At 59.1% G+C, this 24,690-nt stretch carries 19 protein-coding genes, 1 other RNA gene and 1 pseudogene; 12 read left to right on the forward strand and 9 right to left on the reverse strand.

Translation table 11 applies throughout. The features are described 5' to 3' along the window. Positions 1 to 85 precede the first annotated feature (85 nt). Positions 86 to 1,252, forward strand: coding sequence for an efflux RND transporter periplasmic adaptor subunit (locus tag ACQZ45_RS11305; protein WP_112153275.1), 1,167 nt, complete (start codon positions 86 to 88; stop codon positions 1,250 to 1,252). Then, positions 1,249 to 4,398, forward strand: coding sequence for an efflux RND transporter permease subunit (locus ACQZ45_RS11310; RefSeq protein ID WP_003513144.1), 3,150 nt, complete (start codon positions 1,249 to 1,251; stop codon positions 4,396 to 4,398). Before ACQZ45_RS11305 ends, ACQZ45_RS11310 begins: the two co-directional genes overlap by 4 nt. Before the next feature lie 54 nt (positions 4,399 to 4,452). Here ACQZ45_RS11310 and ACQZ45_RS11315 read toward each other — a convergent pair whose 3' ends face one another. Next, positions 4,453 to 5,355, reverse strand: a complete 903-nt coding sequence (locus ACQZ45_RS11315; protein WP_162736127.1) for a hypothetical protein — start codon at positions 5,353 to 5,355, stop codon at positions 4,453 to 4,455. A 295-nt stretch (positions 5,356 to 5,650) separates the two neighbouring features. On the opposite strand from ACQZ45_RS11315, the gene ACQZ45_RS11320 reads away from it, so the two are divergent. Continuing rightward, positions 5,651 to 7,063, forward strand: coding sequence for an FAD-linked oxidase C-terminal domain-containing protein (locus tag ACQZ45_RS11320; protein WP_113291170.1), 1,413 nt, complete (start codon positions 5,651 to 5,653; stop codon positions 7,061 to 7,063). Between the two features lie 91 nt (positions 7,064 to 7,154). Further along, a complete protein-coding gene (locus ACQZ45_RS11325) occupies positions 7,155 to 10,856 on the forward strand; it encodes an AsmA family protein (protein WP_113291169.1) in 3,702 nt (1,233 codons plus the stop codon). 119 nt (positions 10,857 to 10,975) lie between these two features. Here the strand turns inward: ACQZ45_RS11325 and ACQZ45_RS11330 are convergent, their stop codons facing one another. The 5 genes from ACQZ45_RS11330 to ssrA all read right to left on the reverse strand — a co-directional run bounded on the left by ACQZ45_RS11330 (position 10,976) and on the right by ssrA (position 13,230). Continuing rightward, on the reverse strand, positions 10,976 to 11,305 hold the full coding sequence (locus tag ACQZ45_RS11330; RefSeq protein ID WP_113291168.1) for a hypothetical protein: 330 nt from the start codon (positions 11,303 to 11,305) through the stop codon (positions 10,976 to 10,978). Positions 11,306 to 11,541: 236 nt separating this feature from the next. Then, positions 11,542 to 11,751: a ribbon-helix-helix domain-containing protein gene (locus ACQZ45_RS11335; RefSeq protein WP_013636481.1), complete on the reverse strand. Its 210-nt coding sequence runs from the start codon at positions 11,749 to 11,751 to the stop codon at positions 11,542 to 11,544. A 116-nt stretch (positions 11,752 to 11,867) separates the two neighbouring features. Then, complete coding sequence (locus ACQZ45_RS11340; protein ID WP_113291167.1) at positions 11,868 to 12,071, reverse strand: DUF4169 family protein; 204 nt, start codon at positions 12,069 to 12,071, stop codon at positions 11,868 to 11,870. Between the two features lie 44 nt (positions 12,072 to 12,115). Next, on the reverse strand, positions 12,116 to 12,628 hold the full coding sequence (locus ACQZ45_RS11345; protein ID WP_448742247.1) for an SspB family protein: 513 nt from the start codon (positions 12,626 to 12,628) through the stop codon (positions 12,116 to 12,118). 229 nt (positions 12,629 to 12,857) lie between these two features. Further along, positions 12,858 to 13,230, reverse strand: a transfer-messenger RNA (tmRNA) gene (gene ssrA / locus ACQZ45_RS11350). A 141-nt stretch (positions 13,231 to 13,371) separates the two neighbouring features. On the opposite strand from ssrA, the gene ACQZ45_RS11355 reads away from it, so the two are divergent. The 7 genes and pseudogenes from ACQZ45_RS11355 to ACQZ45_RS11385 all read left to right on the forward strand — a co-directional run bounded on the left by ACQZ45_RS11355 (position 13,372) and on the right by ACQZ45_RS11385 (position 19,919). Beyond that, the gene (locus ACQZ45_RS11355) at positions 13,372 to 13,680 is read left to right on the forward strand and encodes a DUF2853 family protein (protein WP_003513125.1); all 309 of its coding nucleotides are present in this window, start codon (positions 13,372 to 13,374) and stop codon (positions 13,678 to 13,680) included. Positions 13,681 to 13,773: 93 nt separating this feature from the next. Continuing rightward, positions 13,774 to 14,568 (forward strand): thymidylate synthase, encoded by a 795-nt coding sequence (locus ACQZ45_RS11360; protein WP_013636479.1) that lies wholly within the window; start codon positions 13,774 to 13,776, stop codon positions 14,566 to 14,568. Then, positions 14,565 to 15,092, forward strand: coding sequence for a dihydrofolate reductase (locus ACQZ45_RS11365; RefSeq protein ID WP_019565314.1), 528 nt, complete (start codon positions 14,565 to 14,567; stop codon positions 15,090 to 15,092). Before ACQZ45_RS11360 ends, ACQZ45_RS11365 begins: the two co-directional genes overlap by 4 nt. A gap of 143 nt (positions 15,093 to 15,235) precedes the next feature. Then, positions 15,236 to 16,357: an FtsH protease activity modulator HflK gene (gene hflK, locus ACQZ45_RS11370; RefSeq protein ID WP_003513120.1), complete on the forward strand. Its 1,122-nt coding sequence runs from the start codon at positions 15,236 to 15,238 to the stop codon at positions 16,355 to 16,357. 1 nt (position 16,358) lies between these two features. Beyond that, a complete protein-coding gene (gene hflC, locus ACQZ45_RS11375) occupies positions 16,359 to 17,282 on the forward strand; it encodes a protease modulator HflC (RefSeq protein ID WP_003513118.1) in 924 nt (307 codons plus the stop codon). A 261-nt stretch (positions 17,283 to 17,543) separates the two neighbouring features. Continuing rightward, positions 17,544 to 19,088, forward strand: a complete 1,545-nt coding sequence (locus ACQZ45_RS11380) for a Do family serine endopeptidase (RefSeq protein ID WP_003513113.1) — start codon at positions 17,544 to 17,546, stop codon at positions 19,086 to 19,088. Between the two features lie 89 nt (positions 19,089 to 19,177). Then, positions 19,178 to 19,919 (forward strand): annotated as a pseudogene (locus ACQZ45_RS11385) (SDR family oxidoreductase). Positions 19,920 to 19,943: 24 nt separating this feature from the next. On the opposite strand, the gene ACQZ45_RS11390 reads toward ACQZ45_RS11385, so the two are convergent. Both ACQZ45_RS11390 and serB read right to left on the reverse strand, forming a co-directional pair. Next, on the reverse strand, positions 19,944 to 20,516 hold the full coding sequence (locus ACQZ45_RS11390; RefSeq protein ID WP_003513109.1) for a GNAT family N-acetyltransferase: 573 nt from the start codon (positions 20,514 to 20,516) through the stop codon (positions 19,944 to 19,946). Continuing rightward, positions 20,513 to 21,403, reverse strand: coding sequence for a phosphoserine phosphatase SerB (gene serB / locus ACQZ45_RS11395; protein ID WP_003513107.1), 891 nt, complete (start codon positions 21,401 to 21,403; stop codon positions 20,513 to 20,515). The genes ACQZ45_RS11390 and serB overlap by 4 nt, the downstream gene beginning before the upstream one ends. Here serB and miaA point away from each other — a divergent pair. Continuing rightward, positions 21,402 to 22,298 (forward strand): tRNA (adenosine(37)-N6)-dimethylallyltransferase MiaA, encoded by an 897-nt coding sequence (miaA, locus tag ACQZ45_RS11400; protein ID WP_113291166.1) that lies wholly within the window; start codon positions 21,402 to 21,404, stop codon positions 22,296 to 22,298. The genes serB and miaA overlap by 2 nt on opposite strands. Positions 22,299 to 22,307: 9 nt before the next feature. Here miaA and ACQZ45_RS11405 read toward each other — a convergent pair whose 3' ends face one another. Next, positions 22,308 to 24,314: an ATP-binding protein gene (locus ACQZ45_RS11405; RefSeq protein WP_080580898.1), complete on the reverse strand. Its 2,007-nt coding sequence runs from the start codon at positions 24,312 to 24,314 to the stop codon at positions 22,308 to 22,310. Positions 24,315 to 24,690 lie beyond the last annotated feature (376 nt).

Genomic DNA, 24,690 nt, shown 5'->3' on the forward strand with positions numbered 1-24,690 from the left:
CGTTAGGGCATGCGGGAATACTTCTACCGTTCCGAAAAGCTCTTTTCGGGGCGGGTTTATGCTGTGCGGATAATCGGAGAATTGTATGCGGGTGTGGAAACAGGTGGGTGTCTGTCTTGCTGTAGCGGGAGCAGGACTCTGTCTTTGGGGGTTTTATTCACCCGAAGCGCGGAATCTGCTCGCGGGTATCGGCATCGGCAAAACACCTGTTGGCGCGGTCGAGGTTGCCGCATCCGGTGCCAGAACACCCGGTTCGTCATCCGGCCAAAATGCCGGCGCCGCACGCCGCGATGGCAATGCGACCCTGGTGGCGATGGCCCCGGTCAAGAAGGGCACGGTCAATGACAGGCTGAACGCCATCGGCAGTGGCGAGGCCATCCAGTCGGTCGTCGTCATGCCGCAGACATCAGGCACGCTTTCGGAAATCCGCATTTCATCCGGCGCCCGCGTCGTAAAGGGGCAGGTGCTCGCGCGGCTCGATGACGAGGAGCAGGTGATCGAGCGGGACAAGGCGCAGGTTGCGCTACGCAGCGCCGTCGAAAAATCGAGTTCCTACAGTAACCTGAAATCCGTATCCCGCCTTGATGTGCTGGACGCGCAGATTGCCGAGGAAGCCGCCAAGCTTGCACTGAGCACCGCCGAGCTGAACCTCAGGCGCCGCGACATCGTCGCACCGATTGAGGGTGTTGTCGGGATCGTGGCCGCCAATATCGGCGACAATGTCACCACGCAATCAACAATCGTCGGCATTGATGACCGTTCTCAAATTCTGGTCAATTTCTGGGCGCCGGAACGGTTCGTAACTGCAATTACCGTCGGAATGCCTGTAGAGGCCACCTCGATTTCACGCCCCGGCGAGACGTTCAAAGGTGAGGTCGAGGCCGTCGACAACCGTGTCGACGCCGCAAGCCGTACCATCCGCATCCGGGCACGGTTTGCTAACGACAAGGATGAGCTTCGGGCCGGTATGTCCTTCGGCGTCACCATGCGTTTTGCCGGAGAGACCTATGCCTCCGTCGATCCGCTGGCCGTGCAGTGGGATGCCGAAGGTTCCTATGTCTGGCGCGTGACCGACAATAAATCGGCCAAGGTGCGGGTGCAGATCGTGCAGCGTAACCCCGATGCCGTTCTCGTGAAAGCGGAACTGGCGGAAGGCGATCAGGTCGTGACCGAAGGATTGCAGCGGGTGCGGGAGGGTGGTGCCGTCCGTGTCGCAAGCCAGCCGAAGCCCGAGGAGGTTGCCAGCCAATGACGACTCAGTCGCCTTCGGGTCAGGATTCCAAGCTCGCCTTCACCGCACTGTTCGTTCGCCGGCCCATTCTGGCAGCGGTTCTCAATACGTTGCTTGTGGTTGCCGGCCTTGCCGCGCTGGTTGGCGTTGAGGTGCGCGAGTTGCCGGATGTGGACCGGCCGTCCATCAGCGTCAGGACGACCTATGAAGGTGCGGCGCCCGAAACCATCGATCAGGAAGTGACGCAGACCATTGAGGGGGCTGTTGCGCGCGTCAGTGGCGTCAAGTCCATCTCCTCCAATTCGCAATTCGGCACCAGCCGCGTAACGATGGAATTCGGCGACAATGTCGATATGGCCGTTGCCGCAAACGATGTGCGCGATGCCATTGGCCGCGTAACCAACCAGTTGCCTGATGATGCTGACGAGCCGCAGATCATCAAGGCGGATTCCGACAGCCAGCCGATCATGCGTCTTGCCGTCACTTCGTCCACGCTCAGCATGGAAGATCTGACCAAGCTGGTGGATGACGAAGTCATCGACCGCCTTGCCGCCGTCGATGGCGTGGCGGATGTGGAGCTTTACGGCGATCAGGAAAAAGTCTTCCGCGTCGATCTCAATCAGGCCGCACTTGCCAGCCGTGGTCTGACGGTGACGGATATTTCCACCGCGCTGGCCAGTGCCGCGCTTGATGTGCCGGCGGGATCGCTGAAAAGTTCGACGCAGGACATCGTCGTGCGCGCGACCGCGAGCCTCACGAAGCCTGAGGATTTTTCCAACCTTCTGATCAAGGACAATATCCGCCTGCGCGATGTGGCAACCGTGATGCTGGGTGCGGATGACGAATCCACCTCGCTGCGGTCCAATGGTGTGCAGGGCGTGGGTCTCGGCGTCATCCGGCAGGCGCAGTCCAATACGCTCAATATCTCCACCGGCGTGAAGGCTGCCGTCGAGGCCATGTCGGCCAACCTGCCGCAGGGTACGCGCATCGTGGTGACCAGTGACGACGCCGTCTTCATCGAAGGCGCGTTGCACGAGGTGGAACTGGCGCTTGGTCTTTCCGCGCTGATCGTGGTTGTGGTGCTCTACCTGTTCCTGCGTGACTGGCGGGCAACACTCATTCCGGCGATCACCATGCCGGTGGCTTTGATCGGCACGATCATCGCCATCTACATGGTCGGATTCTCGATTAACATCCTTACGCTGCTCGCCATCGTTCTGGCGACGGGTCTGGTGGTCGATGATGCGATCGTGGTGCTGGAAAATATCGTGCGCCGCCGTGCCGAGGGCATGGGGCCGCGCGCTGCCGCTGTTCTCGGCACGCAGGAAGTGTTCTTCGCGGTGATTGCGACGACGGCGACCCTTGCCGCAGTGTTCATTCCGCTCTCCTTCCTGCCGGGCCAGCTGGGTGGCCTTTTCCGTGAATTCGGTTTCGTTCTCGCCTTCGCTGTCGGTCTTTCCTCCATCGTGGCCCTGACGCTTTGTCCGATGCTCGCTTCGCGGATGCTGAAAGACGGATTGAAGGAACCCACGGGACCGCTGGCGTGGTTCGGCAATGTCTTTGCCTCCACCTACAAGAAGACGCTTTCCGCCTGCCTCAACAACCCGCTCATCGTCATCATCGTTGCGCTCGTCTTTTCGGGCCTGTCTTGGATTGCCTTCGGCATGATCCAGAACGAACTGACGCCGCGCGAGGACCGCGCCTCGGTGATGATGCGTGTGACAGCGCCGCAGGGTGTCAGCCTCGACTATACGCGCGACCAGTTGCAGCGGATCGAGGAAAATCTCCAGCCACTGCGCGATAGCGGTGAAATCCGCAATATTTACTCTATCACCGGTATGAACGGTTCCTCCAACACCGGTTTTCTGGTGCTGACGCTGGCGCCGTGGGCTGATCGCGACCGCACGCAGAACCAGATTGCCGCCGATGTTACCGCTGCCGCCAACAAGGTGCCGGCGCTGCGCGGCAACGCCATGCAGCCGAACAGCCTGCGCATTCGCGGTGCGGGCAACGGCCTGCAGATGGCAATGGTCGGCAGCAATTATCAGGCACTGACAGCTGCGACGCAGAAACTACTGCTTTCCATGGAGGAAAGCGGCCTGTTCGAAACGCCGCGTTTGGACAACGAGCCCAACCAGGCGCAGCTATCCGTCTCCATCGACCGTGAGCGCGCCTCCGATCTAGGCATTGATATCACCGGCCTGTCACGCGCCATGCAATCGCTGCTGGAAGGACGTTCGGTTGTCGACGTCTTCGTGGATGGGGATGCAATCCCGGTCCGGCTGCTGTCCTCCACCCGGCCGATCAATGACCCGACCGATCTGGAAAACGTCTTCCTGAAAACGGGTGACGGCAAGATCGTGCCGATGTCGGTCATTGCCACCCTGAAGGAAAATGCGGTGGCGCCGCAGCTGAACCGCGAGCAGCAGCTTCCCTCCGTCGGCTTTACCGCCAATCTCAAGGACGGCGTTTCGCTCGGTCAGGCTTTGGAAAAGGTGAACGAGCTCTCACAATCCCTCCTGCCGCCCGGCGCCCGCCTTCTGCCGCTCGGCGAGGCGGCGACGCTTGAGGAGAATTCGAGCGGCATGCTGCTGACCTTCGGTTTTGCCATCGCCATCATCTTCCTCGTCCTGGCCGCGCAGTTCGAAAGTGTCCTGAGTTCGATCATCATCATGTCGACGGTGCCGCTCGGTCTTGCCTGCGCCGTCATCGCGCTGCTCGTCACCGGATCGAGCCTCAACGTTTATAGCCAGATTGGGCTTGTGCTTCTGGTGGGCGTGATGGCGAAGAACGGCATTCTCATCGTGGAATTCGCCAACCATCTGCGTGACCAGGGCGCCACCGTGCGCGAGGCCATCGAAAAAGCCACCAGCATTCGCCTGCGCCCGGTGATGATGACAATGATCGCGACCATTTTGGGCGGCGTGCCGCTGGTGCTGGCGCAGGGAGCAGGGGCGGAAGCACGCATCGCGCTCGGCTGGGTTATCGTTGGCGGTCTGGGTTTTGCCACGCTGGTGACACTTTACATCACCCCGGTCTCCTACCTGCTGATTGCCCGTTTCGCCAAACCGCAAGCCGATGAGGAAATCCGCCTCCACCGCGAACTGGAACTTGCCGCGCGTCGGAAGGCGCTGGAGGAGGACAAGCAGCTGCTTGCGGCGGAATAAAAATTTATGGGCAAGCCCGAGAGCGCGACGTGCTGAGCAGATTGTGGCAGCTGATTAACTCCTGTTCGGGCGATAAATCTGGACGCCTTTATACGATAGTTCAAAGGTTCCAACGCTTACCCTGCCGTTCGCGTCCGTCTCAATCAGGTTTCCTGTTCTGTCATAACTATTGAACAGGCTGGAAATCGTCTGGTCGAGTTGATCTTTGGCTCGCTTTTTCCAGTAGTTATTGGTGTCTTCGAACATTTTAAGAACTACCCGCTGTTTCTCGGTCAGGGTTTTCGGATCGACTCCTTTGGCTTCGATTTTGTGTGTGCTGTTATAAAAATCGATCGCATTCTGTAAGGACTGTATGCTTCCCGGAATGCCCATGGCGGCATAGCCGGGGCTATCAAAATTAGCCCAGTAGGTATTATAGTCGATACCAGCGAGTGCCCAACTCTCTCTCTGTTCTCGCACGGAAGCATTGTGGTATGCTTTACTTAGCTCAGCCTGATATGCCTCTGGCGTTAGATCATGCACGCTTTCTTTCGTCATGCCCTCGGGAACGAAATTGCGAACAATGTCTTCAGGCCGCACACCTGGGGTATGCATGGCGCGGTTGAAGCGTAATTCCTCTCCCCACACATCCCGTTTGCTTGAGGCCGGGGAAAGATTGAGGCTGGTGGTTCGGATAATCTCTTCCATCCAGTCTCTATCCGCCACTGGAGCCGCATTGTTCTTTGCTTCTCCAGCATCGTTACTATCTCTCTTCGGCCTCCCGTCGATCCTGCCTCTCATGTCGTAGGTAAGGTCGCCCGTTTCGTTGTCCGCGCTGGAGGCAAGCAGTGCGGTCAGAGGGTCAACACCATTCGTGGCGCCGGAAGGGCTACTTGCCCGGTTTTTTTCAGGAATGTTTTCGGTCAGCAGTCGAAAATAATTCGATCCTGCAAAGGGCTGACTTATAATTGTAGTCATGTTGAAACCCTGATGTTTGAATACGGACACGTTTCTAGCCCGGCTCCGCATTCCGGTTGTAATTTATATTCATTTATGAGCATCAATGAAGAAATTCACGTATAAGATGTATACGAGCTGGAGCTTGCTCAGGGCTGGCAGTATGTGCATGCGGAAGGCCGTATGAGAGGAGGTTGTTCCTACCGTTCGGGCGGCTGACCGGCTGGACAAAGCCTTAACCTTATCCCATACCACCCAACGGAATTTCGTAACGGATCGAGTCCGTTACGGCGGTATCTTGCGGTGGAGATGGACGATGGCGCTGAAAGATGTGGTCGCGGGAAAACGCAACGAGGAAGGCATCGCGTCGGTGCTTGCAGCGCTGAAGCAGCAGCTGGGTGACAAGCTCCAGACTGGGCAGGCGTTTCGCGAGCAGCATGGCCATACCACCACCTATCTGACCTTGCAGGCGCCCGACGGTGTCGTTTTTGCCGAGAGCGCCGATGACGTGAAGGCCGTGGTGAAAGCCTGCGCGCTCTATAAGGTGCCGGTCATTCCCTTCGGAACTGGCTCTTCACTGGAAGGACAGGTCAATGCGCCTGATGGCGGAATATGTATCGATTTCAGCCGGATGAATCGCATCATTGAGGTAAACGCCGAAGATCTTGACGTGACGGTGGAGCCGGGTGTGACGCGCGAGGACCTTAACGTCTATCTGCGTGATACCGGCCTGTTCTTTCCGATCGATCCGGGTGCCAATGCCTCTATCGGCGGCATGGCCTCCACGCGAGCCTCCGGCACCAATGCCGTGCGTTACGGCACGATGAAGGACAATGTGCTGGCCGTTACCGCCGTTGTTGCCAATGGTGAGGAAATCCGCACTGCTCGCCGTGCCCGCAAGTCGTCGGCCGGTTACGATCTGACGCGGCTTTTCGTCGGTGCCGAGGGCACGCTTGGGGTTCTGACCTCGGTTACGCTGCGGTTGCAGGGCATCCCGGAAAAGATCGCCGGTGGCGTCTGCACCTTCGACAGTATTCAGGCGGCCTGTGACGCCGTTATCATGACGATCCAGATGGGTATTCCGGTTGCGCGCATCGAACTGCTTGATGAAGTACAGGTGCGGGCCTGCAATGCCTATTCCGGCCTGAACTACGCGGAAAAACCGACGCTGTTTGTGGAGTTCCACGGCACCGAAGAGACGGCAGTCCTGCAATCGCAGCAATTTGCAGAGATCGCGGCGGAATGCGGCAGCGTCGATTTCCGCTGGACCAGCGATGCGGCCGAGCGCAACAAGCTGTGGAAGGCCCGACATGACGCTTATTGGGCCTCGCGGGCGCTCGCGCCGCATCTCGACGGTTTGTCCACCGATGTCTGCGTGCCGATTTCGCGGCTGGCGGACTGCGTGGTGGAAACGCAACGGGATATCAAGGAAAACGGCTTTCTGGCGCCGATCGTCGGTCATGCCGGCGACGGCAATTTCCATGTACTCATCCTGTTCGATGGCAAGGATGCCGAAAGTGTCGCCAAAACCGAAGCTTTCGTTGCGCGTCTCAATCGCCGGGCCATCGCCATGGACGGCACCTGCACCGGAGAACACGGCATCGGCCAGGGCAAGATGAGTTTTCTGGCCGAAGAGGCGGGAAATGCGCTGGATGTGATGCGCGCCATCAAAACGTCGCTCGACCCCGATAATATCTTCAATCCAGGCAAACTGTTCCGTCTTGTCTGATCATTCTCACAATTGATTGGTACAAAAGGCTGCTTGCCGTTAAGGCAAATAAGAATAGGTTTGCAGCGTTCGCGAAGGGAGAAGCAGTTCAGTGCTCGGGCGTATTCTGGTTTTTCTGGGCGGACTGCTGGCCGTGGTGCTGTTTTCAGCGCTGCTCATTCCCTATTTCGTTGACTGGACGGATTTCCGCCGCGATTTCGAAGATCAGGCAAGCCGCATTCTGGGCAAGAAGGTGGTGGTGCACGGTCGCGTCGAAGCCCGGCTCCTGCCTTTCCCTTCGGTGACGCTGCATGACGTGCGCGCCGGAACGGATGCGGACGGATCGCCGCTCATTCAGGTGGCGCGTTTTTCCATGGATGCCGAGCTGGCGCCTTTCCTTTCCGGTGAAGCGCGTATCTTCGACATGCGCATCGAGGAACCCAAGGCCAAGATCCGGCTTTTGAAAGACGGCACTCTGGACTGGATGCGCGGCAGCCGGGCGGAAATTCCAGCCCGCACCGTGGTTCTGGAAAGTGTGCAGATCGAAGGCGGGCAGATCGAATTCATCGACGAGCAATCCGGCCGCAACCGTGTTGTGACGGGTCTTAACGCCGACATGTCCGCCAATTCGCTGGCCGGACCATGGAAGGCGGAAGGGCGCGCTGCCGTTGACGGGCATCCAGGCTCGTTCTCGCTGTCGAGCAGCGAGCCGGATTACGCCAATGGGCGCATGGGCCTGCGGATTCGTGTGGTGCCGGATGAACATCCGGTTGAGGTCGATCTGGACGGTGCGATTGCCGCGACTGCGGGAAAGCCCGCCTATAGCGGTTCCTTCGCCTTCAGTTTCCGTGAAGACCAAAAACAGAAGCAGCAGGGCGGGCAATCGCTGTTCTCGTCGCCACGTACCCGCGGCAGCTTCGAACTGACGAATGAAAGCGTGCGCATACCGAGCTACCGCATGGAGCTCGGTGGCAACGAAAATCCTTACGTTGTGACCGGCGAGGCAACGCTGGATACCGGGGCCAAGCCGGAATTCCTGCTGACGGCGGATGGCCAGCAGATTGACGTCAATCGTTTCGCACCGCCCGTCGTGCAGACCGGCAAGACCTCGCGCCAGCCCACCGCCTCCGTGCGCCAGCGCATCGAGGCATTTGCCGCCATGGTCGCCCGCATTCCGGTTCCGCCGGTGCCGGGCAAGGCCAGCATCAGCCTACCGGCGCTGGTTTCCGACGACACGACAATTCGTGACATCCGGCTGGACGTGCGCCCTGATGGCAGCGGCTGGCAGGTGGTTAACGCCGTGGCAACGCTGCCCGGCAGGACGCAGCTGGAAGCCAAAGGTTCCCTGACGCTGCTGGATGGTCCCGCTTTCAACGGCAATCTGCTCGTTGCCTCCAACCAGCCATCCGGGCTGGCAAACTGGCTTTCCGGTTCTGTCGATCCGGCGATCCGCCAGCTCAATGCAGCCGGTTTTTCCGCCGACGTCTCGCTGACGACGCTGAACCAGCGTTTCGACAATCTCGAGCTTGCCATTGGCGACGCCTCTCTGAAGGGGAAGCTGGAACGGCGCTCTGACGGCAAGGCCTCCAATCTTTCGATCGATCTTGCCGGTAACGAGATCGATCTCGACGCCCTGAAGGCGCTTGGCAGCCTGGCGCTCGGCGATCAGGTCGGAAGTTCTGTTCTCGACCATCGCATCGACGCCAAGTTCAAGGCCGACCGGTTCAACATGGCCGGTGTGACTGCAAATCATGTGGAAACCGCCTTCACCATGGCGGGCGGCGTTCTCTCGCTTGAAAAGATGACGGCTGGCGATATCGCCGGTGCCGAAGTCAAGGCGAAAGGGCAGTTGCAGGGGTCGTTGCTGAAATATGCGGGCAAGGGCACGGTGAACCTGCATGCGACGGACATGCAGCCGTTCTTCGCCATGCTGCAGCAGAAATTGCCTGGTCATCCGTTCCTCAGCCGTCTGGCGGCGAGTTCTCCGTGGTACGCCAATTCCGACCTTGCCATGGATGTTTCGGTCAACAGCGAAAATGGCGGCGCCAATGTCGCCGTTTCCGGCACAGTCAACGGCAGCCGTCTTTCGGCCGTGGCCAAGATGCCGGATTTCCTGTCCATCACCGATGATACGGCGATGTCGCTGGAAGGGGTTTTGAAAAACCAGTCGACGGCGATCCTGTTCGGGCAGGCAGGGCTTGATCCCCTGCCGTTCGATGCCGACGGGGAAGGGCTGCTTTCCGTCAAGCTCAACGGCACGCTCGGTTCTCCCGTCCAGACCGATATCCGTTTCTCGACGGAGCGCACGCATTTCTCGATGATCGGATCCTTTGCCGTTGCCGCCGCCAATTTCGGCGAGGGTAGTGCGGATCTGGCGCTCGAAAGCGCTGATATAGAGCCCTATCTCATCATGAACGCGGTTGGCCTGCCGCAGCTTGGTGGTGGCATGGCGCTGAAGGCGAACGGAAAAATGGCGGTGGATGCGCAGAAGATTGCGTTTTCCGCCCTCGGCGGGCAGGCGGGCGGCAACCCCTTCTCGGGCAGTCTGGCGTTCCAGCGCGCGGCCCCCCATTCCGTCACCGGTGATCTTGCCCTTCGGACCGTCGATCTTGCCTGGCTCGGAGATGCGATCTACGGACCGGTGATCGACCCGGAGACGGGCACGCTCAACGCCAAGCCGCTGGCCATGCCGGCTTTCCCGCAACTCAAGGCCTCGCTGTCGCTGAAAGCGGAAAGTTTCGAGGCCGGTCCCTTCGGCACGGTCACGGGTCTGTCGACCAAGATCACGCATGATGATGGCAATCTCGCGCTTGATGATATCGCCGGCACCTTCATGGGCGGAAAGCTGACCGGGCGGCTTGCCATGTCCACAGGCGAGGGAGCGGGCATTTTCCGCACCAAGATTGCGGTGAACGACGCCAATCCCGAGTCGATATTGTGGGCGAATGCCAACGGCCCGGTCGCGACGGGCCGGGTGGCTATCGATCTGACCGCCGAATCGACGGGCAAAAGCGTTGGTGAAATTTTGAAATCGGCAGGTGGCTCGGGGGAAGTGCGCGCCAGCGGGCTTGTGCTCAAAGGGCTTAATCCCGGCGCCTTTCCGCCGATCCTGCAGGCGGCGGAAGGCTTACAGCAGCCGATCGACGCGCCAAAGGTTCGGCCGCTGGTGGATCAGAGCCTGTGGCAGGGCGAAATACCGCTCGGCAACGTAGCCCTGCCATTCACCCTGAATGGCGGCGCGCTGCATTTCCAGAATTTGCGCGCCGGGATCGATCCAGTGACGCTTACCGGAGATGCGACGGTCGATATTGCGGCATCGACCGTGAATGGCGATCTCGATCTTATCTTCAATCCCGGCGCCGAAGTGGTTGCTGGCGCCGAACCGTCGCTGCGTCTCAACTATAACGGTCCGCTCGCCGCACCGGCTTTGACGACCGATGTTTCGGCGCTCGGCAATTATCTGTCACTCCGGGCTTTCGAAAAGGAACGCCGTCGCGTCGAGGCCATGCAGGCCAGCGTTCTCGAGAAGCAGCGCCTGCGTCGTGAAACGGCGCTTTATCGTTCTCAGGCGGCTGAACGTCAGGCTGAAAAGGAACGGGTGGAGGCGGAAGCCAAGGCCAAGGCCGAAGAGGAGGCGCGCCTTAAAGCGGCGGCAGAGGAGCGTCTGCGGCAGGAAAAGGAACAGCAGGAGCGGTTGCAGCAACAGCAGCAGCAACCTGTTCCCGAGCGGCAATCAACGCCGGCCCTGACGGTGCCTCCAACGGAAGATGCGATCAGGCAACTGGCGCCCGAAAACGCTCCGGCCAATCCGTAAGTTTGCTGCGACGACGGCGCGTTTTGATGAGAGGTTAGAGCCCGTGTCTCAGGGCGAATTTTGACGCGGTCCGGACAGCTGCCGCTTCGACCACTTTGCCAAAATTATCCGTTAGCCTGTTAAATCCAGGCTTCACGCTCGCCGAAGGGCGTGTCGGCATCAAAATTCTTGGTACCGATCCTGCTGCTTTCCCCCGACAGGCTGGGCTTGTCCGCGCTGTTGCTTAAGGAAGCCGATTTGTCGGAGCTGTTTTCGAGTGCCTCGAGCTGCGCTTGCAGCGATGCAATAGTACTCTTCAGTTCTTCCTGTGCTTTCGCTTCGGAGGTCTGGGCGAGTTCTGACTGCTTTTCGGCAATCTGCGATTTCAGTTCGGCAACGCTTGAAGACGAGGTGGATGAAGAGGAGAGGACGGAAACAGCGATGCTCGTTCCCGAATCGGCGGAAACCATGGGTCGCCTCGTGGCGTGCGGATGAAAAGGAAAAGCTTGAAAAACAAATCTGGAAGCAAGGCTACGCAGTACTGAAGCGCCTTGCAGTACAAATTAGCGCGCTAATGTTTAATGAATGCTTTCACGACATTATGAGTTTTCGGCAAGAATGTTTGTAGTCGGAGAATGGCTGGATATGAGCCGGCGCATGTGCGCGCCGCTGCAGTGTCATCTTTCGATGCCACCTTGCAGTAAGCTCACTTGCTCTTCAGCCAATTCAGAACATGGACCCGAAGGGATGAGGACAGATTGCTGTCGGCTGGCCGGTTGTCGTCTATTTCCGCAAGCAGGGCGGCGAAACTGATCTTGCGCTTTTCGGCGATGATTTTCAGCTCGTCCCAGAAGGCATCCTCGAGTGAAATGCTGGTGCGGTGGCCGTGCAATGTCGTGGAGTGCTTGCGGATCATCAGATCAATCTCTCCGGCTGGTCCGGTTGGGAATCTGAATCATGTCGCGCCTGCAAGCCTCTGTTTAGCGGTGTTTTTTCCGGTCTTCCGAAAGTTTGCCCGGGCAGGCCGGCTCTTCAATCCCTGTCGGTCCTGTCATCGTCCTTTTCAAGCCGCCCCTGATCGAGCGCCTTTGCGGCTTTTTCGTTAAGGGCCGATGTGAGGTTTTTTTCCGACTTGGTGCGACCGAAAAACAGGCGGTTCTGATCCGCCTGTTTTTCTTTTTCGCTACGGGCTTTCTGCTTCCGGAACTGACGCAGATTGACGATATCGGCGGCCATGCGGATATGTCTCCTTGAGCTTCGCGCGATCGGGCAAAAAGCCGTTATTGCTTCTTGCGGAAGGCATCCAGAGAAACGACGGAGCCTTCCTTCTTTTCCTCGCCGGACTTGGGCGTCTCGGACGTTGTAGCCGGCTTTGCCTCATTGGAAACGGGATAGGCGGTGATTTCGGCCTCTTCCAGCTCTTCCTCGTCTGCCAGGGGCACATCGAACTCAAGCTCGAAATTGACGGAAGGATCGTAGAAACCTCTGATGGCGTTATAGGGAACAACCAGCTTTTCCGGCGTATCCGAGAAGGACAGGCCGATTTCAAAGCCGATCTCCGTCACTTTCAGGTCCCAGAACTGATGCTGGATGACGATGGTCATCTGCTCGGCATATTTGGACTTGAGATGCTGCGAAATCCGCACACCGGGCGCGCCGGTCAGAAATGTTATGAAGAAATGGTGGTCGCCGGGCAGGCGGCCGGTTGCGGCCACTTCACCCAAAACTTTGCGAATAACGCCGCGAAGGGCATCCTGTGCGAGAATGTCGTAACGGATATGATCCTGCCCCATGCGGTCCTGTCTTTCCCTTATTCGAACGTCTTTTAAAGCGCTGCGCACCAAGTGCGCCAAGGACGCTGTAACACTTTGAATCTTTGCGTAATCCGCAAGCCGGGATCAATTTCGATCCTGGCGGCTACGCATTACCCAAGTATACGCAATGTCCTGAACGGCAGCAACGGAAAAGCCGATGCTGTGTGCAAGTCAGCTATCATATAACCAATTCAGGCAAAATGGAGAAGGTGGAGGTTTCTGTTGCCAGGTACCTCCGAACCCCGCCTCACGGGGCTAACCGTGAGGACTTTAGAGCGGAATTCCCGCACCGCCATTAGGCAGCGAGAGCGTATTCCTTAGCGTTGTTGTCATTTGCAACTACACTTGTGACCCGATAACGGCGGTATCATGCCGAGCAAAAGTTCGATCTTTACGCCCTTGTCGATCCTATTTCGCCCCCATCAAAAGCCGGCCTTCATCTTCAAAAGCCGCCGGTTTTTGGTGGAGGCGCCGGGTACCGCCCCCGGGTCCAATAGGTTTATTACACCGACCGTTTATCGCCATAGCCGGGTTGCCCCGGCAAGTTTCATATAGGCGTTTCCCTTGGCCGAGAAAAGGGGCCGATGACAATTCCATGAAAAGATTTCGTGTTTGCCGCCCACAATTTAGACAATTCTTGACGACGAGGGATTGCTGACACATTCTCCCTACAACCGGTCACCACAAGCAACACCGGGCCGGGGACACACGAAGGAGTGGACATGACTGACTATCTCGCAGATGTGAAGAAATACGACGCAGCAGCCGACGAAGCGATTGTCGGCAAGATCGTCAAACATCTCGGCATTGCCCTGCGCAACCGGGATTCATCGCTGGTGTCCGCTTCCGATCCGGAAGAGCTTGCGCGTGTGAAGGCGAACTGGTGCGGCAAGAAGCTTGGCGTGACCGATGACAGCGCCGACAAGGCGATCGATGCAACCGCCAAGGCCATGGCCGCAGACCGCTCCAAGTCGCGTGTGACGTTTTATTATCTGGTGGCCAAGGAACTGGGCAAACTCCAGTCGCTCTGATTTTTTCGCGGGGATAAGCGACCCGCTGGTGATTGGTTCTGTCGCCCTGTGTTATTATATTCCCTTGATATCAGGGAATCGGCGGCAGAACACATGAAACAATATCTCGATCTTCTCCGGCATGTGATGGACACCGGCTCCGACCGCGGAGATCGCACCGGCACGGGTACGCGTTCGGTCTTCGGTTACCAGATGCGTTTCGATCTTGCGGAAGGTTTTCCGGTTCTCACCACCAAAAAGCTGCATCTGCGCTCGATCATCCATGAACTCCTGTGGTTCCTGAAGGGCGACACCAATATCGCCTATCTCAAGGAAAACGGCGTTTCCATATGGGACGAATGGGCCGATGAAAATGGTGATCTGGGTCCGGTTTACGGAGCACAGTGGCGTTCCTGGCCGGCGCCCGACGGCCGCCACATCGACCAGATCGCGCTTTTGATCGAGGCCCTCAAAACCAATCCCAATTCCCGCCGCCACATCGTTTCGGCCTGGAACCCGGCGCTGGTGGACGAGATGGCGCTGCCGCCCTGCCATTGCCTGTTCCAGTTCTATGTTTCGGATGGAAAGCTGTCCTGCCAGCTTTACCAGCGCTCGGCCGATATTTTCCTCGGCGTGCCTTTCAATATTGCTTCCTACGCACTTCTGACGCTGATGGTGGCGCAGGTCACGGGGCTGAAGCCCGGCGATTTCGTCCATACGCTTGGTGACGCGCATATCTACGCCAACCATTTCGAGCAGGCGAAATTGCAGATGACGCGGACCCCCAAGGCCCTGCCGACGATGCGCCTCAACCCGGATGTGCGAGACCTCTTCTCCTTTAAGTTCGAAGACTTTACGCTGGAGAACTACGAGGCGGATTCAACCATCAAGGCACCGATCGCGGTATGAGCGAGCCGCGCATCACCATCATCGTCGCGGTGTCGGAAAACGGCGTTATCGGCCGCGACCTCGATATGCCTTGGAAGCTTTCCACTGACCTCAAGCGCTTCAAGGCGATGACGATGGGCAAACCGCTCATCATGGGGAGGAAGACATTTCTCTCGGTGGGCGAGCGTCCTTTGCCGGGCCGGCCGCACATAATCGTCAGCCGCAATGCCGATTACAGGCCTGATGGCGTGGATGTCGTGTCGTCGCTTGAAGACGCCCTCGCGCTTGGCAAAAGCAAGGCTGCGGAACTGGGTGTGGACGAGGTTTTCGTGGCCGGTGGCGGGGAAATCTACCGTCAGGCCATGCCGTTTGCCGATCAACTTTCCGTCACCCATGTGGCCGTAAAGCTTGATGGCGACACTTTTTTTCCGGAAATCGATCCCGCCGTGTTTGAAAAAATCGAGGAAAATGCCGTTCCCGCCGGGGAAAAGGACAATTATCCGGTTCTGTTCACCACTTATTTGCGCAGAGCCGCGTCAAAGTGAACTATTTACCCTGATTGGGTATTTAGTTACCACCTCTGCGTTGAAACGCGCGCTTCTCCTTCTTATAACGGGTCCATATTCCCGCCGCACGCGAGCAATCGCTTTCGAACGGGATCGGGAGAGGCTTTTATAAAGAGGTATTGATGCCCTGGAGCAATCAGAATGGCGGCGGCGGCCCTTGGGGCGGCGGCGGTGGTGGCGGAAACAACCAGGGCGGCGGTGGCGGCCCATGGGGGCAAGGACCTAACCGGCCTCGCGGCGGTGGCGGCGGCAATGGCGGCCCGCCCGATCTGGAAGAGATCATCCGGCGCAGCCAGGACCGCTTCAAGAATGTCCTGCCGGGCGGGTTCAATGGCGGCGCGATTGCGATCGTCGCTCTCGTCGTTCTGGTTTTCCTCGGCATTCAGTCCATCTACACCGTCCAGCCGGACGAGCGCGGCGTGGAGCTGCGTTTCGGGCGTCCGAAGGATGAGATTTCGATGCCCGGCCTGCATTTCCATCTGTGGCCGATCGAGACGGTTGAAATCGTCAAGGTGACCGAACAGCAGCAGAATATCGGTTCGCGCGCTTCGTCTTCCTCCGCGAACGGCGTGATGCTGACCGGTGACCAGAACATCGTCAACGTGCAGTTCTCGGTGCTCTATACGGTTTCCGATCCGAAATCCTACCTGTTTAACGTCGACAGCCCGGCTGAGACCTTGCAGCAGGTTTCCGAAAGCGCGATGCGCGAAATCGTCGGCCGTCGTCCCGCACAGGACATTTTCCGTGATAACCGTCAGGCGATCGCGGCGGATGTGCGCACCATCATCCAGTCCACCATGGACGGATACGGGGCCGGCATCTCCATCAATGCTGTCGCCATCGAAGACGCGGCGCCGCCGCGCGAAGTGGCCGACGCCTTCGACGAAGTGCAGCGTGCCGAGCAGGACGAGGACCGCTTCGTGCAGGAAGCCAACCAGTACGCCAACCAGAAGCTGGGTGCCGCACGTGGTCAGGCAGCACAGATCATCGAAGAAGCGAACGCCTACAAATCTCGTGTCGTCAACGAGGCAGAGGGTGAGGCACAGCGCTTCATTTCTATCTACGATCAATATCGCACGGCACCTGACGTGACCCGCCAGCGTATGTTCCTGGAAACGATGGAACAGGTCCTGAAGGGTTCCAACAAGGTCATCATCGACGAAAAACAGGGTGTGGTGCCTTATCTGCCTCTGAACGAGATCATGCGCGGCAATCCGGGCGCGGCACAGCAGGGAGGCAACTGATATGAGCAACCGTCTTACGGCCGTTCTTGTCGGTCTCGCCGCCGTGCTTTTCCTGGCCTATTCGTCGATCTTCGTCGTCACCGAGCGCCAGCAGGCCATCGTTGTACGCTTCGGTCAGATCCAGGACGTAAAAACGGCGCCGGGCCTCTATTTCAAGCTGCCCTTCGCCTTCATGGATGCCGATCGGGTGCAATATATCGAGAACCGGGCGCTGCGCTTCGATCACGACAACATCCGTGTTCAGGTTTCCGGCGGCAAGTTCTACGAGGTCGATGCCTTCGTGGTCTATCGCATCACGGATGCCCGCCGCTTCCGGCAGACGGTCTCCGGTGACCAGATGTCGGCGGAATCGCGTCTACGCACTCGTCTCGACGCGTCGTTGCGCCGGGTCTACGGTCTTCGCGGCTTCGAATCGGCGCTTTCGGATGCGCGTGCATCGATGATGCAGGAAGTACGTGACGATCTGCGCCCCGATGCGGAATCGCTTGGCGTCAGCATCGTGGATGTCCGTATCCGCCGCACCGATCTCACGCAGGAAGTCTCGCAGCAGACCTTCGAGCGTATGAAGTCGGAACGTCTGGCCGAAGCCGAGCTGATCCGCGCCCGCGGTAACGAGGCGGCACAGCGTCGTCGCGCTATTGCCGACCGTCAGGTCGTGGAATTCGAATCCGATGCCCAGCGTCAGTCCGAAGTCCTGCGCGGTGAAGGCGATGCGGAGCGTAACCGGGTTTTCGGCGAAGCTTTCCAGCGCGACCCGAGCTTCTTCGAGTTCTATCGTTCCATGGCGGCCTATTCCAGCGCGCTGTCTGGAACCGGCACGACGCTGGTCCTGTCTCCCGACTCGACCTTCTTCCGTTATTTCAACGACATCAACGGTGCTCCATCCACGGCTCCGGCCGCACCTGCCGCACCGCCGGCAAATTGATAACGGATCGAATGATTTTGGAGGGGCCGGTTTTAACCGGCCCTTTCTTTTTGAGCGAATGGCTGGGTGGCAGCAAAGCGGAAAGGGGCAAAATCCTGTTGTCTCGCGCCCGGAAAGGGATATCCGTTTTCGCGCCGATGCTGTAGGCAGTGAGCAAGGCAGCCGGTGCTGTTCACGAAAAGGTATTTTTACACTTCATCATTCCGCCTTATGCTTTGACGATATATGCAGGGAATGACGATTTGAAACGCGAGGACGCTTATGGCCGTGACCCTTCTTTCGCCTTTTCGCAGCAGCATTGCCGCAGTCGCGGGCTTCGCACTTGTGGCGGGTAGCCTTTCGGCACCGGTTGCGGCATGGGCGCAGAGCCATGGGCCGGCATCGGTCGCCGATCTTGCCGCACCCCTTCTTGATGCGGTGGTGAATATTTCGACGTCGCAGAACGTCAAGACTGAGGGCAAAGGGCCTGTGCCGCCGAAACTGCCGGAAGGTTCGCCTTTCCAGGAGTTCTTCAAGGATTATTTCGACAACCAGAAACCGGAAGGCGGCGACAAGGTCAGTTCGCTGGGATCCGGCTTCGTTATCGATCCGGCTGGCTACATCGTCACCAACAATCACGTCATTGAGGGCGCAGACGCCATCGAGGTGATTTTCCCGAATGGTTCGAAGCTGAAGGCAACGCTGGTCGGCACTGATACCAAGACCGATCTTTCCGTTTTGAAGGTTGAGCCGAAGGCTCCGCTGAAGGCAGTCAAGTTCGGCGATTCGCGCAGCATGCGCATCGGTGACTGGGTCATGGCCGTTGGCAATCCCTTCGGCCTCGGTGGATCGCTGACTGTCGGCGTCGTTTCCGCGCGCGGGCGCAACATCAATGCCGGTCCCTATGACAACTTCATCCAGACGGATGCTGCAATCAACAAGGGTAATTCCGGCGGTCCGCTCTTCAACATGAAGGGTGAGGTGATCGGCATCAATACGGCGATCATTTCGCCGAGCGGCGGTTCGATCGGCATCGGTTTCGCGGTTCCGACGGAACTCGCCCAGAATATCGTCGAGCAGCTCATCCAATTCGGCGAAACCCGCCGTGGCTGGCTCGGCGTGCGCGTCCAGCCGGTTACCGACGACGTGGCCGCAAGCCTTGGCATGGAAGCGGCAAAGGGTGCCTTGATTTCCGGCGTGGCCAAGGGTGGCCCGGTGGAAAACGGCCCGATCCAGGCCGGCGATATCGTGCTGAAATTCGACGGCAAGGATATTCACGAGATGCGTGACCTCTTGAGGATCGTGGCGGAAAGCCCGGTCGGCAAGGAAGTCGATGTCGTGGTCTTCCGTGACGGAAAGGAAGAGACCGTCAAGGTAAAGCTTGGCCAGTTGCAGGATGCGCCCGATGAAAAGGCCGCAACCGACGATCCGCAGGCCGAGGACGGTGACGGCGGCATGGTCGTGCCTGATGACAAGGGCGGTTCCGACGATCAGGCGCAGGACCAGACGCCGGAGGTGCGCGAAGCGCCGCAGCGCGTGCTCGGCATGAACCTCGTAGTGCTGAGCAACGAGTTGCGGACGGAGAAGGGCATTGCCGAAAGCGTCGAAGGCGTGCTTGTCGCCAGCGTCGATCAGGGTTCGCCGGCCGAACAGAAGGGCATGAAGGCGGGTGATGTCATCGTCGAGGTTGGACAGGACTTCATGGAGGTTCCGGGCGACGTGCTTGTGCGTGTCAACGGCCTGAAATCCGAGGGTCGCAAGAATGCGCATATGATGGTTGCCGATGCCCAGGGCAATCTGCGCGTCGTGGCGCTGCCGCTGGAGTAAAGCTTCTTTCGCCCGGTTCGGCAGGAATCGGGTGGCTGTGGTTCGGCTTGCTCTCTATTCCTCGGTCTCCGCCAAAGGAGGCCAAGGATATGAAATTATTAGAAAACAAGGTTGCGATCATCACTGGCGCGTCATCCGGCATCGGCCGGGCGACGGCAAGGCTGTTTGCCGAACAGGGCGCGGCCGTCATTATCAACGCGCGTGGTGCCGAGGCACTCGAGGACGTGACTTCCGCCATTCGCCAGGCCGGCGGTCGTGTTCACCCCGTGGTGGGTGACGTCACAGTTGCGGAAACCCATGCCCGTCTGACGGATGCGGCCATGACCGTCTTTGGCGGTCTCGATATCGCCGTCAACAATGCCGGTGCCGTTGGCGCAACAAAACCGCTTGCGGAGATTTCGGTAGAGGAATGGGATCACTGCCAATCTCACTTCCGCATTTCTCAGCGTGCGCAGCCAGATCCCTGCGATGTTGAAGCGGGGAGGAGGTTCGGTCGTCTTCATCTCCAGCTTCGTCGGCACCAGCGCCGGCATACCCGGCATGGCAGCCTATGGCACCTCCAAGGCGGCGCTGATGGGGCTGGTGAAGGGCATTACTGCCGACTACGCCTTCAAGGGAATTCGCGCCAATGCGCTGCTTCCCGGCGGAGTCGATACGCCGATGGCGGGAGATGCGGCCCAGAAGGAGTGGGCTGCAGGGCTGCATGCGATGAAGCGCATTGCGGAACCGGAGGAACTGGCGCAGGCCGCCCTTTTCCTCTCCAGCCCGATGTCGAGCTTCGTTGCCGGATCGGCCCTGTTTGCCGACGGCGGAAATGCGGCTGTGAAATAATTGCCGAACTGGCGGGCGAGGGCGCTACTGTGCCCGTCGTTCCCGCCACTCCGCGAGCGTCAGCGCATAGGTCACATGCGGGCGCAGATGCGGATGGGTGTCTTCCGGGACGCGCGGGTGGTCGAAGTCTCGTGACGGGTCACGCTTGAGGCCGATACGTTCCATCACCCGCGTCGAACGCTGGTTGTCATGGACGGCAAAGGAGACGATTTCCGGCGTTTCCTTTTCGTCAAAAGCCATGACGAGCAGCGATTGCGCGGCCTCGGTGACATAGCCGTGACCCCAGAAACGGGTGGCGAGCCGCCAGCCGATTTCCATGGTTCCGAGCGGAAAGGGCGGATCGAGGTTCATGACCGGCGATATGCCGCAAAATCCCATAACCTCACCGGTTTCGCGCAGTTCCATGGCGTAGAAGCCGTAACCGCTGCCGCGGATCATGCCATTGATGGTTTCGAGAACCGCATCCGCTTCCGCATGGCTGCGGCGGAAGGGAAAAAATTCCATGACCTTTTCGTCGGCGTTGATTTCGCGGAACAGATTGCGGTCGCTCTCCTTCCACTCGCGCAGAATGAGCCTTGATGTTTCGCGGATGATCATGGAACGACAAAATCCGTCTTGCGGTAACCCTGAATATAAAGGAGTGCGGTCAGGTCGCCATGGTCGATGCGCATCTGCGCCTCGGCGGCGACGGCGGGCTTGGCGTGCAGGGCAACGCCCGCGCCGGCCAGATGCAGCATGCCGAGATCGTTGGCGCCATCGCCGACCGCCATTGCCTCGTCCGGCGAGATGCCGAGCTTTGCGGCGATATCGTTCAGCGCATCCACCTTGGCCTGTTTGCCGAGGATCGGTTCGGCAACGGTGCCATCCAACTGGCCATCGGCCTCGCCGAGAAGATTGGCGCGGTTCTCATCAAACCCCAGCATCGCCGCCACCCGGCCGGTGAAGACCGTGAAACCGCCGGAAACGAGGGCGGTATAGTAGCCTTTCGCCTTCATGGTGGCGATCAGCTCCTTGCCGCCTGATGTCAGCGTGATGCGCTTTTCGATGACGTCATCGATGACGGAGACCGGCAGGCCCTTCAGCAGCGCCACGCGCTCGCGGAGCGCCGGCTCAAAAGCGATTTCGCCATTCATGGCGCGAGCGGTAATCGTGGAAACCTTGTCCTTCAATCCCACTTCGGCGGCCAGCTCGTCGATGCATTCCTGACCGATCATGGTCGAATCCATATCGGCGATCAGAAGCTTCTTGCGGCGCTTGTCCTGTTCCTGAACGACGATATCGATCGGCTGGCCCGAAAGCACATCGGCAATCGCGTCACGTGCCTGTTCGGCATCGGTGCCAGAGGGCAGGGCAATATCGCAGGCGATGCCATCGGCCAGCCAGTAGAGACCGGATGCGTTTACGGCATTGGCGGCCGCTTCGCCGAGGGCCGGTGTCAGAACAGGATTTGACGGATTGGCGATAAGCGTGGCAACGAAAGCCATGATGAAAAACCTTGATGAGAATTTTGATGCGATCCTGATAGCCGGCCCGACGGCAAGCGGCAAGTCCGCGCTTGCGCTTCGTATGGCGCGGGAGCGGAACGGTGTCGTGATCAATGCCGACAGCATGCAGGTTTATGACACGCTGCGGGTGCTGACCGCCCGGCCATCCGAGGAAGAAATGGCAGGCGTGCCACATCTGCTATACGGCCATGTGCCGGCAAGCAGTTCCTATTCAACGGGTGAATGGCTGCGGGACATTTCCGCCCTGCTTGTGGATTTGTGCAGGCAGCAGCGTTTTCCGGTCATCGTTGGCGGTACGGGGCTTTATTTCAAGGCGCTGACGGGCGGCTTGTCCGATATGCCCGCCATTCCTGACGACATACGCGAGAGGCTGCGCGCCCGGCTGATCGAAGAGGGGTCAACGGTCCTGCACGCGGAGCTGTCGCAGTGCGATCCCTTGATGGCGCAGGGGCTTCAGCCGGGGGACGGCCAGCGGATCGTCCGGGCGCTGGAGGTCATGGAGGCGACCGGAAAGTCGATCATGGAGTTCCAAAAAGCCAGTGGTCCGATGATAGTTGATCCGGACAGAGCGGAGAAATTCGTGGTCCTGCCGGAACGGCCCGTGCTGCACGACCGCATCAATCGGCGGTTCGAAACCATGATGGAGAGTGGTGCTGTGGAAGAGGTGAAAGCTCTTCTCGCCCTGAACCTTGCGCCTGATGCCACAGCGATGAAGGCGATCGGCGTTTCCCAGATCGCCGATATGCTGGCTGGCGGTATGAGTGAGGCAGAGGTCATCGAAAAATCGGCGGCCGCGACCCGCCAATATGCCAAGCGGCAGATGACCTGGTTCCGCAACCAGATGGGGCCGGACTGGGCACGTATCCAGCCGTAGGGGCCGCGCTCAGTCCTTGCGGTAAAGGCTGCCTAGCGGCTTTTTCATCAGGCTCTCCCGCAGCGAAGGGCGTGTCTCTGAAGGAGGCGGGCCACTCTGTGCCTGCATCTGGAAGCCGACCTTACGCAATTCGTTGACAGCGCTGGTATCCGTTGCCGTTGCGGGCGACTGCGGCGCTAAGGTTGTGCGTCCGGGCAGCATGTCGGGGCGGTAGGGTTCGTATCCCTCTGTCGCCGCCGTCCCCAGTTCGCGTTTCCAGCGATCGACGTCGTCCGCTTCCCTGGGAGCTGACATCGGTTCCTGCATATCGGAGAAGGCCGCTTCGACGCTTTGCTGGAAGCCGGTGATGACCGGCTTGGCTACCGCGCGCATGCGGCTGACGATGGTGTTCAGATCGACTGTATCGGGCGTTTCGTGGGGCGTATGGCTGACTGCGCCGTTTGCCTTCGGCAATTTTGCCGTGGAGACGCGGTCGAAGCGCATGCGCATCGGTACGCCCACCGCCTCGCCAAAGGCGATTGCCTCGCCATTGCCGATGGACGAGAGGAAACTGGTGGTCGAGGTTGAGGCGTTCGGTACGGCGGACAGAATGATCTTCTGGTCGATCTCGTTCGTCAGCCGCATGGCAAAAACGGTCGAGCACTGCGACAGGATGGTCTGGTCCAGCTCACTCGGACGCTGGCTGATGACGCCAAGCGAAATACCGTATTTGCGGCCTTCCTTGGCGATCTGCGCGATCGCCTGCCGGGTCGGGAAAAATCCGCGCTCAGGGTCGGCGGGAACATAACGGTGCGCTTCTTCGCAGACGACAAGCATATGCAGCGAGCCGCGCGCCAGCACCGCGAGTTCGAAGGACATGCGGCAAAGGACGGAGACGACCGAGTTCACCACTTCCGAGGGGATGCCGGACAGCTGGAAAACCGAAATTGGCTTGCCTTCTCCTGGAATACGGAAGATATGCGCCACCGTTTCCAGAATGGTGTCGCTGATCGTATTGCTGGAGAACATGAAGTTATAGCGCGTATCGTTGATGGCCGAGAGAATGCGGCCCTTGAGGGAGCGCAGGGTCGGCTTTTCGCCGCGCCCTTCCAGCCGCCCGATGCGCTCGTCGATGAGGGCGAGAATATCGGCCATGCGGTAAGGTACCGGCGTATCCGGCGTGATCGCGCTCTTGTCGGACGTGCGGCGAACGGCGGAGCCATCTGTGCCGCGAAATGCCTTTTTCGCTTCCGGAATGATGTCGCGAAGGACATCCATCTCTTCCGGTACGGGCTTGCGTCCGCGGAAAATCACTTCCGCGAATTCTTCAAGGCGCATCAGCCAGAAGGGAAGGTCGAGCGTGTCGGTGTCGATGACGACAGAGTGATCGGGAAAGGCGGCCGCAAATTCATTGTGCGGATCGAGAATGAGGACACGCAGCTTCGGGTCCGTCTCGATCGCCTTGTTCAGAAGAAGGGAGACGGCGGTGGTTTTGCCCACGCCCGTCGAGCCGACGACGGCGAAATGTTTCGCCAGCATCTGCTGGATGTTGATGGCCGCGCCAATCGTGTCGTCCTGCGTCAGCTTACCAATGACGCATGTGTCTCGCTTGCCGCTGTCATAGATCTTGGAAAGGTCTCCCGTGCGGATGCGATGCGCGACCGCGCCCAGGTAGGGGTAACGGGAAATGCCGGTGGAAAAACGTTCGCTGCCATCTTCGGTGCGGTAGACTTCGCCAACGAGTTCCACGTCGATCAGCAGCCGGTTCGGCTTGTCCGACGACCAGTGTTCTTCGCCCGTGCGCATGGCATATACCAGTGCGGCGACACGGCTCGTTCCCATTTCGATCGAGATCAGGCGTCCGACGGACCAGAGCTGCGCGACATCGGTTGAACCGATTTCCGTTTCTGCGGCGATTGTCGCATGGGCGCCATCACAGGCGATGACGCGGCCGAGCATGCGGTTAGCCGGCTGCTGGCCGGATCGCCGTTCGTTTTCGTCCATGCGGGACGCTCTATGAAACTCGTCACTATTCACGTCTTATCCCGGTACATGCGGATGATCGCGGTGGTTCGGGCATTATCTGCATCTTTGATTGTAAAAGATTATATTTAACAACCTGTGTATCTGTTGCGTTCGAAAATTTCGTCCATGACGCCTTACGGGTAATAAAAGAAGCCGACTCCGATTTTTTCCGCAATATGCGTTGACGACTGGCGCTTTTCTGGCTAACACTCCGGCCCATGAAAAATCTTAACGTACTTATCGTGGTGGGACGGCGCATGGGCAGGATGGTGTAACCATCCGGCGAAAGCACCCATGCGCTGAACGAGGCTCCTCTAGGGGCCTTTTTTTATGTCTTCAAACAGGCCCTCGGGCTCCTCGATATCCAAAGCCAAAGCGGGATGGAAAC

The organism is Agrobacterium sp. 16-2014-1-2a, assembly GCF_053522705.1.

Bases quoted from the DNA above. Each gene is read 5' to 3' on its own strand.
- ACQZ45_RS11330 (WP_113291168.1), bottom strand. From the start codon at position 11,305: ATGGTTTCCGCCGATTCGGGAACGAGCATCGCTGTTTCCGTCCTCTCC.
- ACQZ45_RS11335 (WP_013636481.1), bottom strand. From the start codon at position 11,751: ATGATCCGCAAGCACTCCACGACATTGCACGGCCACCGCACCAGCATT.
- ACQZ45_RS11360 (WP_013636479.1), top strand. From the start codon at position 13,774: ATGAAACAATATCTCGATCTTCTCCGGCATGTGATGGACACCGGCTCC.
- ACQZ45_RS11315 (WP_162736127.1), bottom strand. From the start codon at position 5,355: ATGACTACAATTATAAGTCAGCCCTTTGCAGGATCGAATTATTTTCGA.
- hflC (WP_003513118.1), top strand. From the start codon at position 16,359: ATGAGCAACCGTCTTACGGCCGTTCTTGTCGGTCTCGCCGCCGTGCTT.
- ACQZ45_RS11345 (WP_448742247.1), bottom strand. From the start codon at position 12,628: ATGGGGCAGGATCATATCCGTTACGACATTCTCGCACAGGATGCCCTT.
- ACQZ45_RS11355 (WP_003513125.1), top strand. From the start codon at position 13,372: ATGACTGACTATCTCGCAGATGTGAAGAAATACGACGCAGCAGCCGAC.
- ACQZ45_RS11340 (WP_113291167.1), bottom strand. From the start codon at position 12,071: ATGGCCGCCGATATCGTCAATCTGCGTCAGTTCCGGAAGCAGAAAGCC.
- miaA (WP_113291166.1), top strand. From the start codon at position 21,402: ATGATGAAAAACCTTGATGAGAATTTTGATGCGATCCTGATAGCCGGC.
- ACQZ45_RS11310 (WP_003513144.1), top strand. From the start codon at position 1,249: ATGACGACTCAGTCGCCTTCGGGTCAGGATTCCAAGCTCGCCTTCACC.
- ACQZ45_RS11320 (WP_113291170.1), top strand. From the start codon at position 5,651: ATGGCGCTGAAAGATGTGGTCGCGGGAAAACGCAACGAGGAAGGCATC.
- ACQZ45_RS11365 (WP_019565314.1), top strand. From the start codon at position 14,565: ATGAGCGAGCCGCGCATCACCATCATCGTCGCGGTGTCGGAAAACGGC.
- hflK (WP_003513120.1), top strand. From the start codon at position 15,236: ATGCCCTGGAGCAATCAGAATGGCGGCGGCGGCCCTTGGGGCGGCGGC.
- ACQZ45_RS11380 (WP_003513113.1), top strand. From the start codon at position 17,544: ATGGCCGTGACCCTTCTTTCGCCTTTTCGCAGCAGCATTGCCGCAGTC.
- serB (WP_003513107.1), bottom strand. From the start codon at position 21,403: ATGGCTTTCGTTGCCACGCTTATCGCCAATCCGTCAAATCCTGTTCTG.
- ACQZ45_RS11390 (WP_003513109.1), bottom strand. From the start codon at position 20,516: ATGATCATCCGCGAAACATCAAGGCTCATTCTGCGCGAGTGGAAGGAG.
- ACQZ45_RS11305 (WP_112153275.1), top strand. From the start codon at position 86: ATGCGGGTGTGGAAACAGGTGGGTGTCTGTCTTGCTGTAGCGGGAGCA.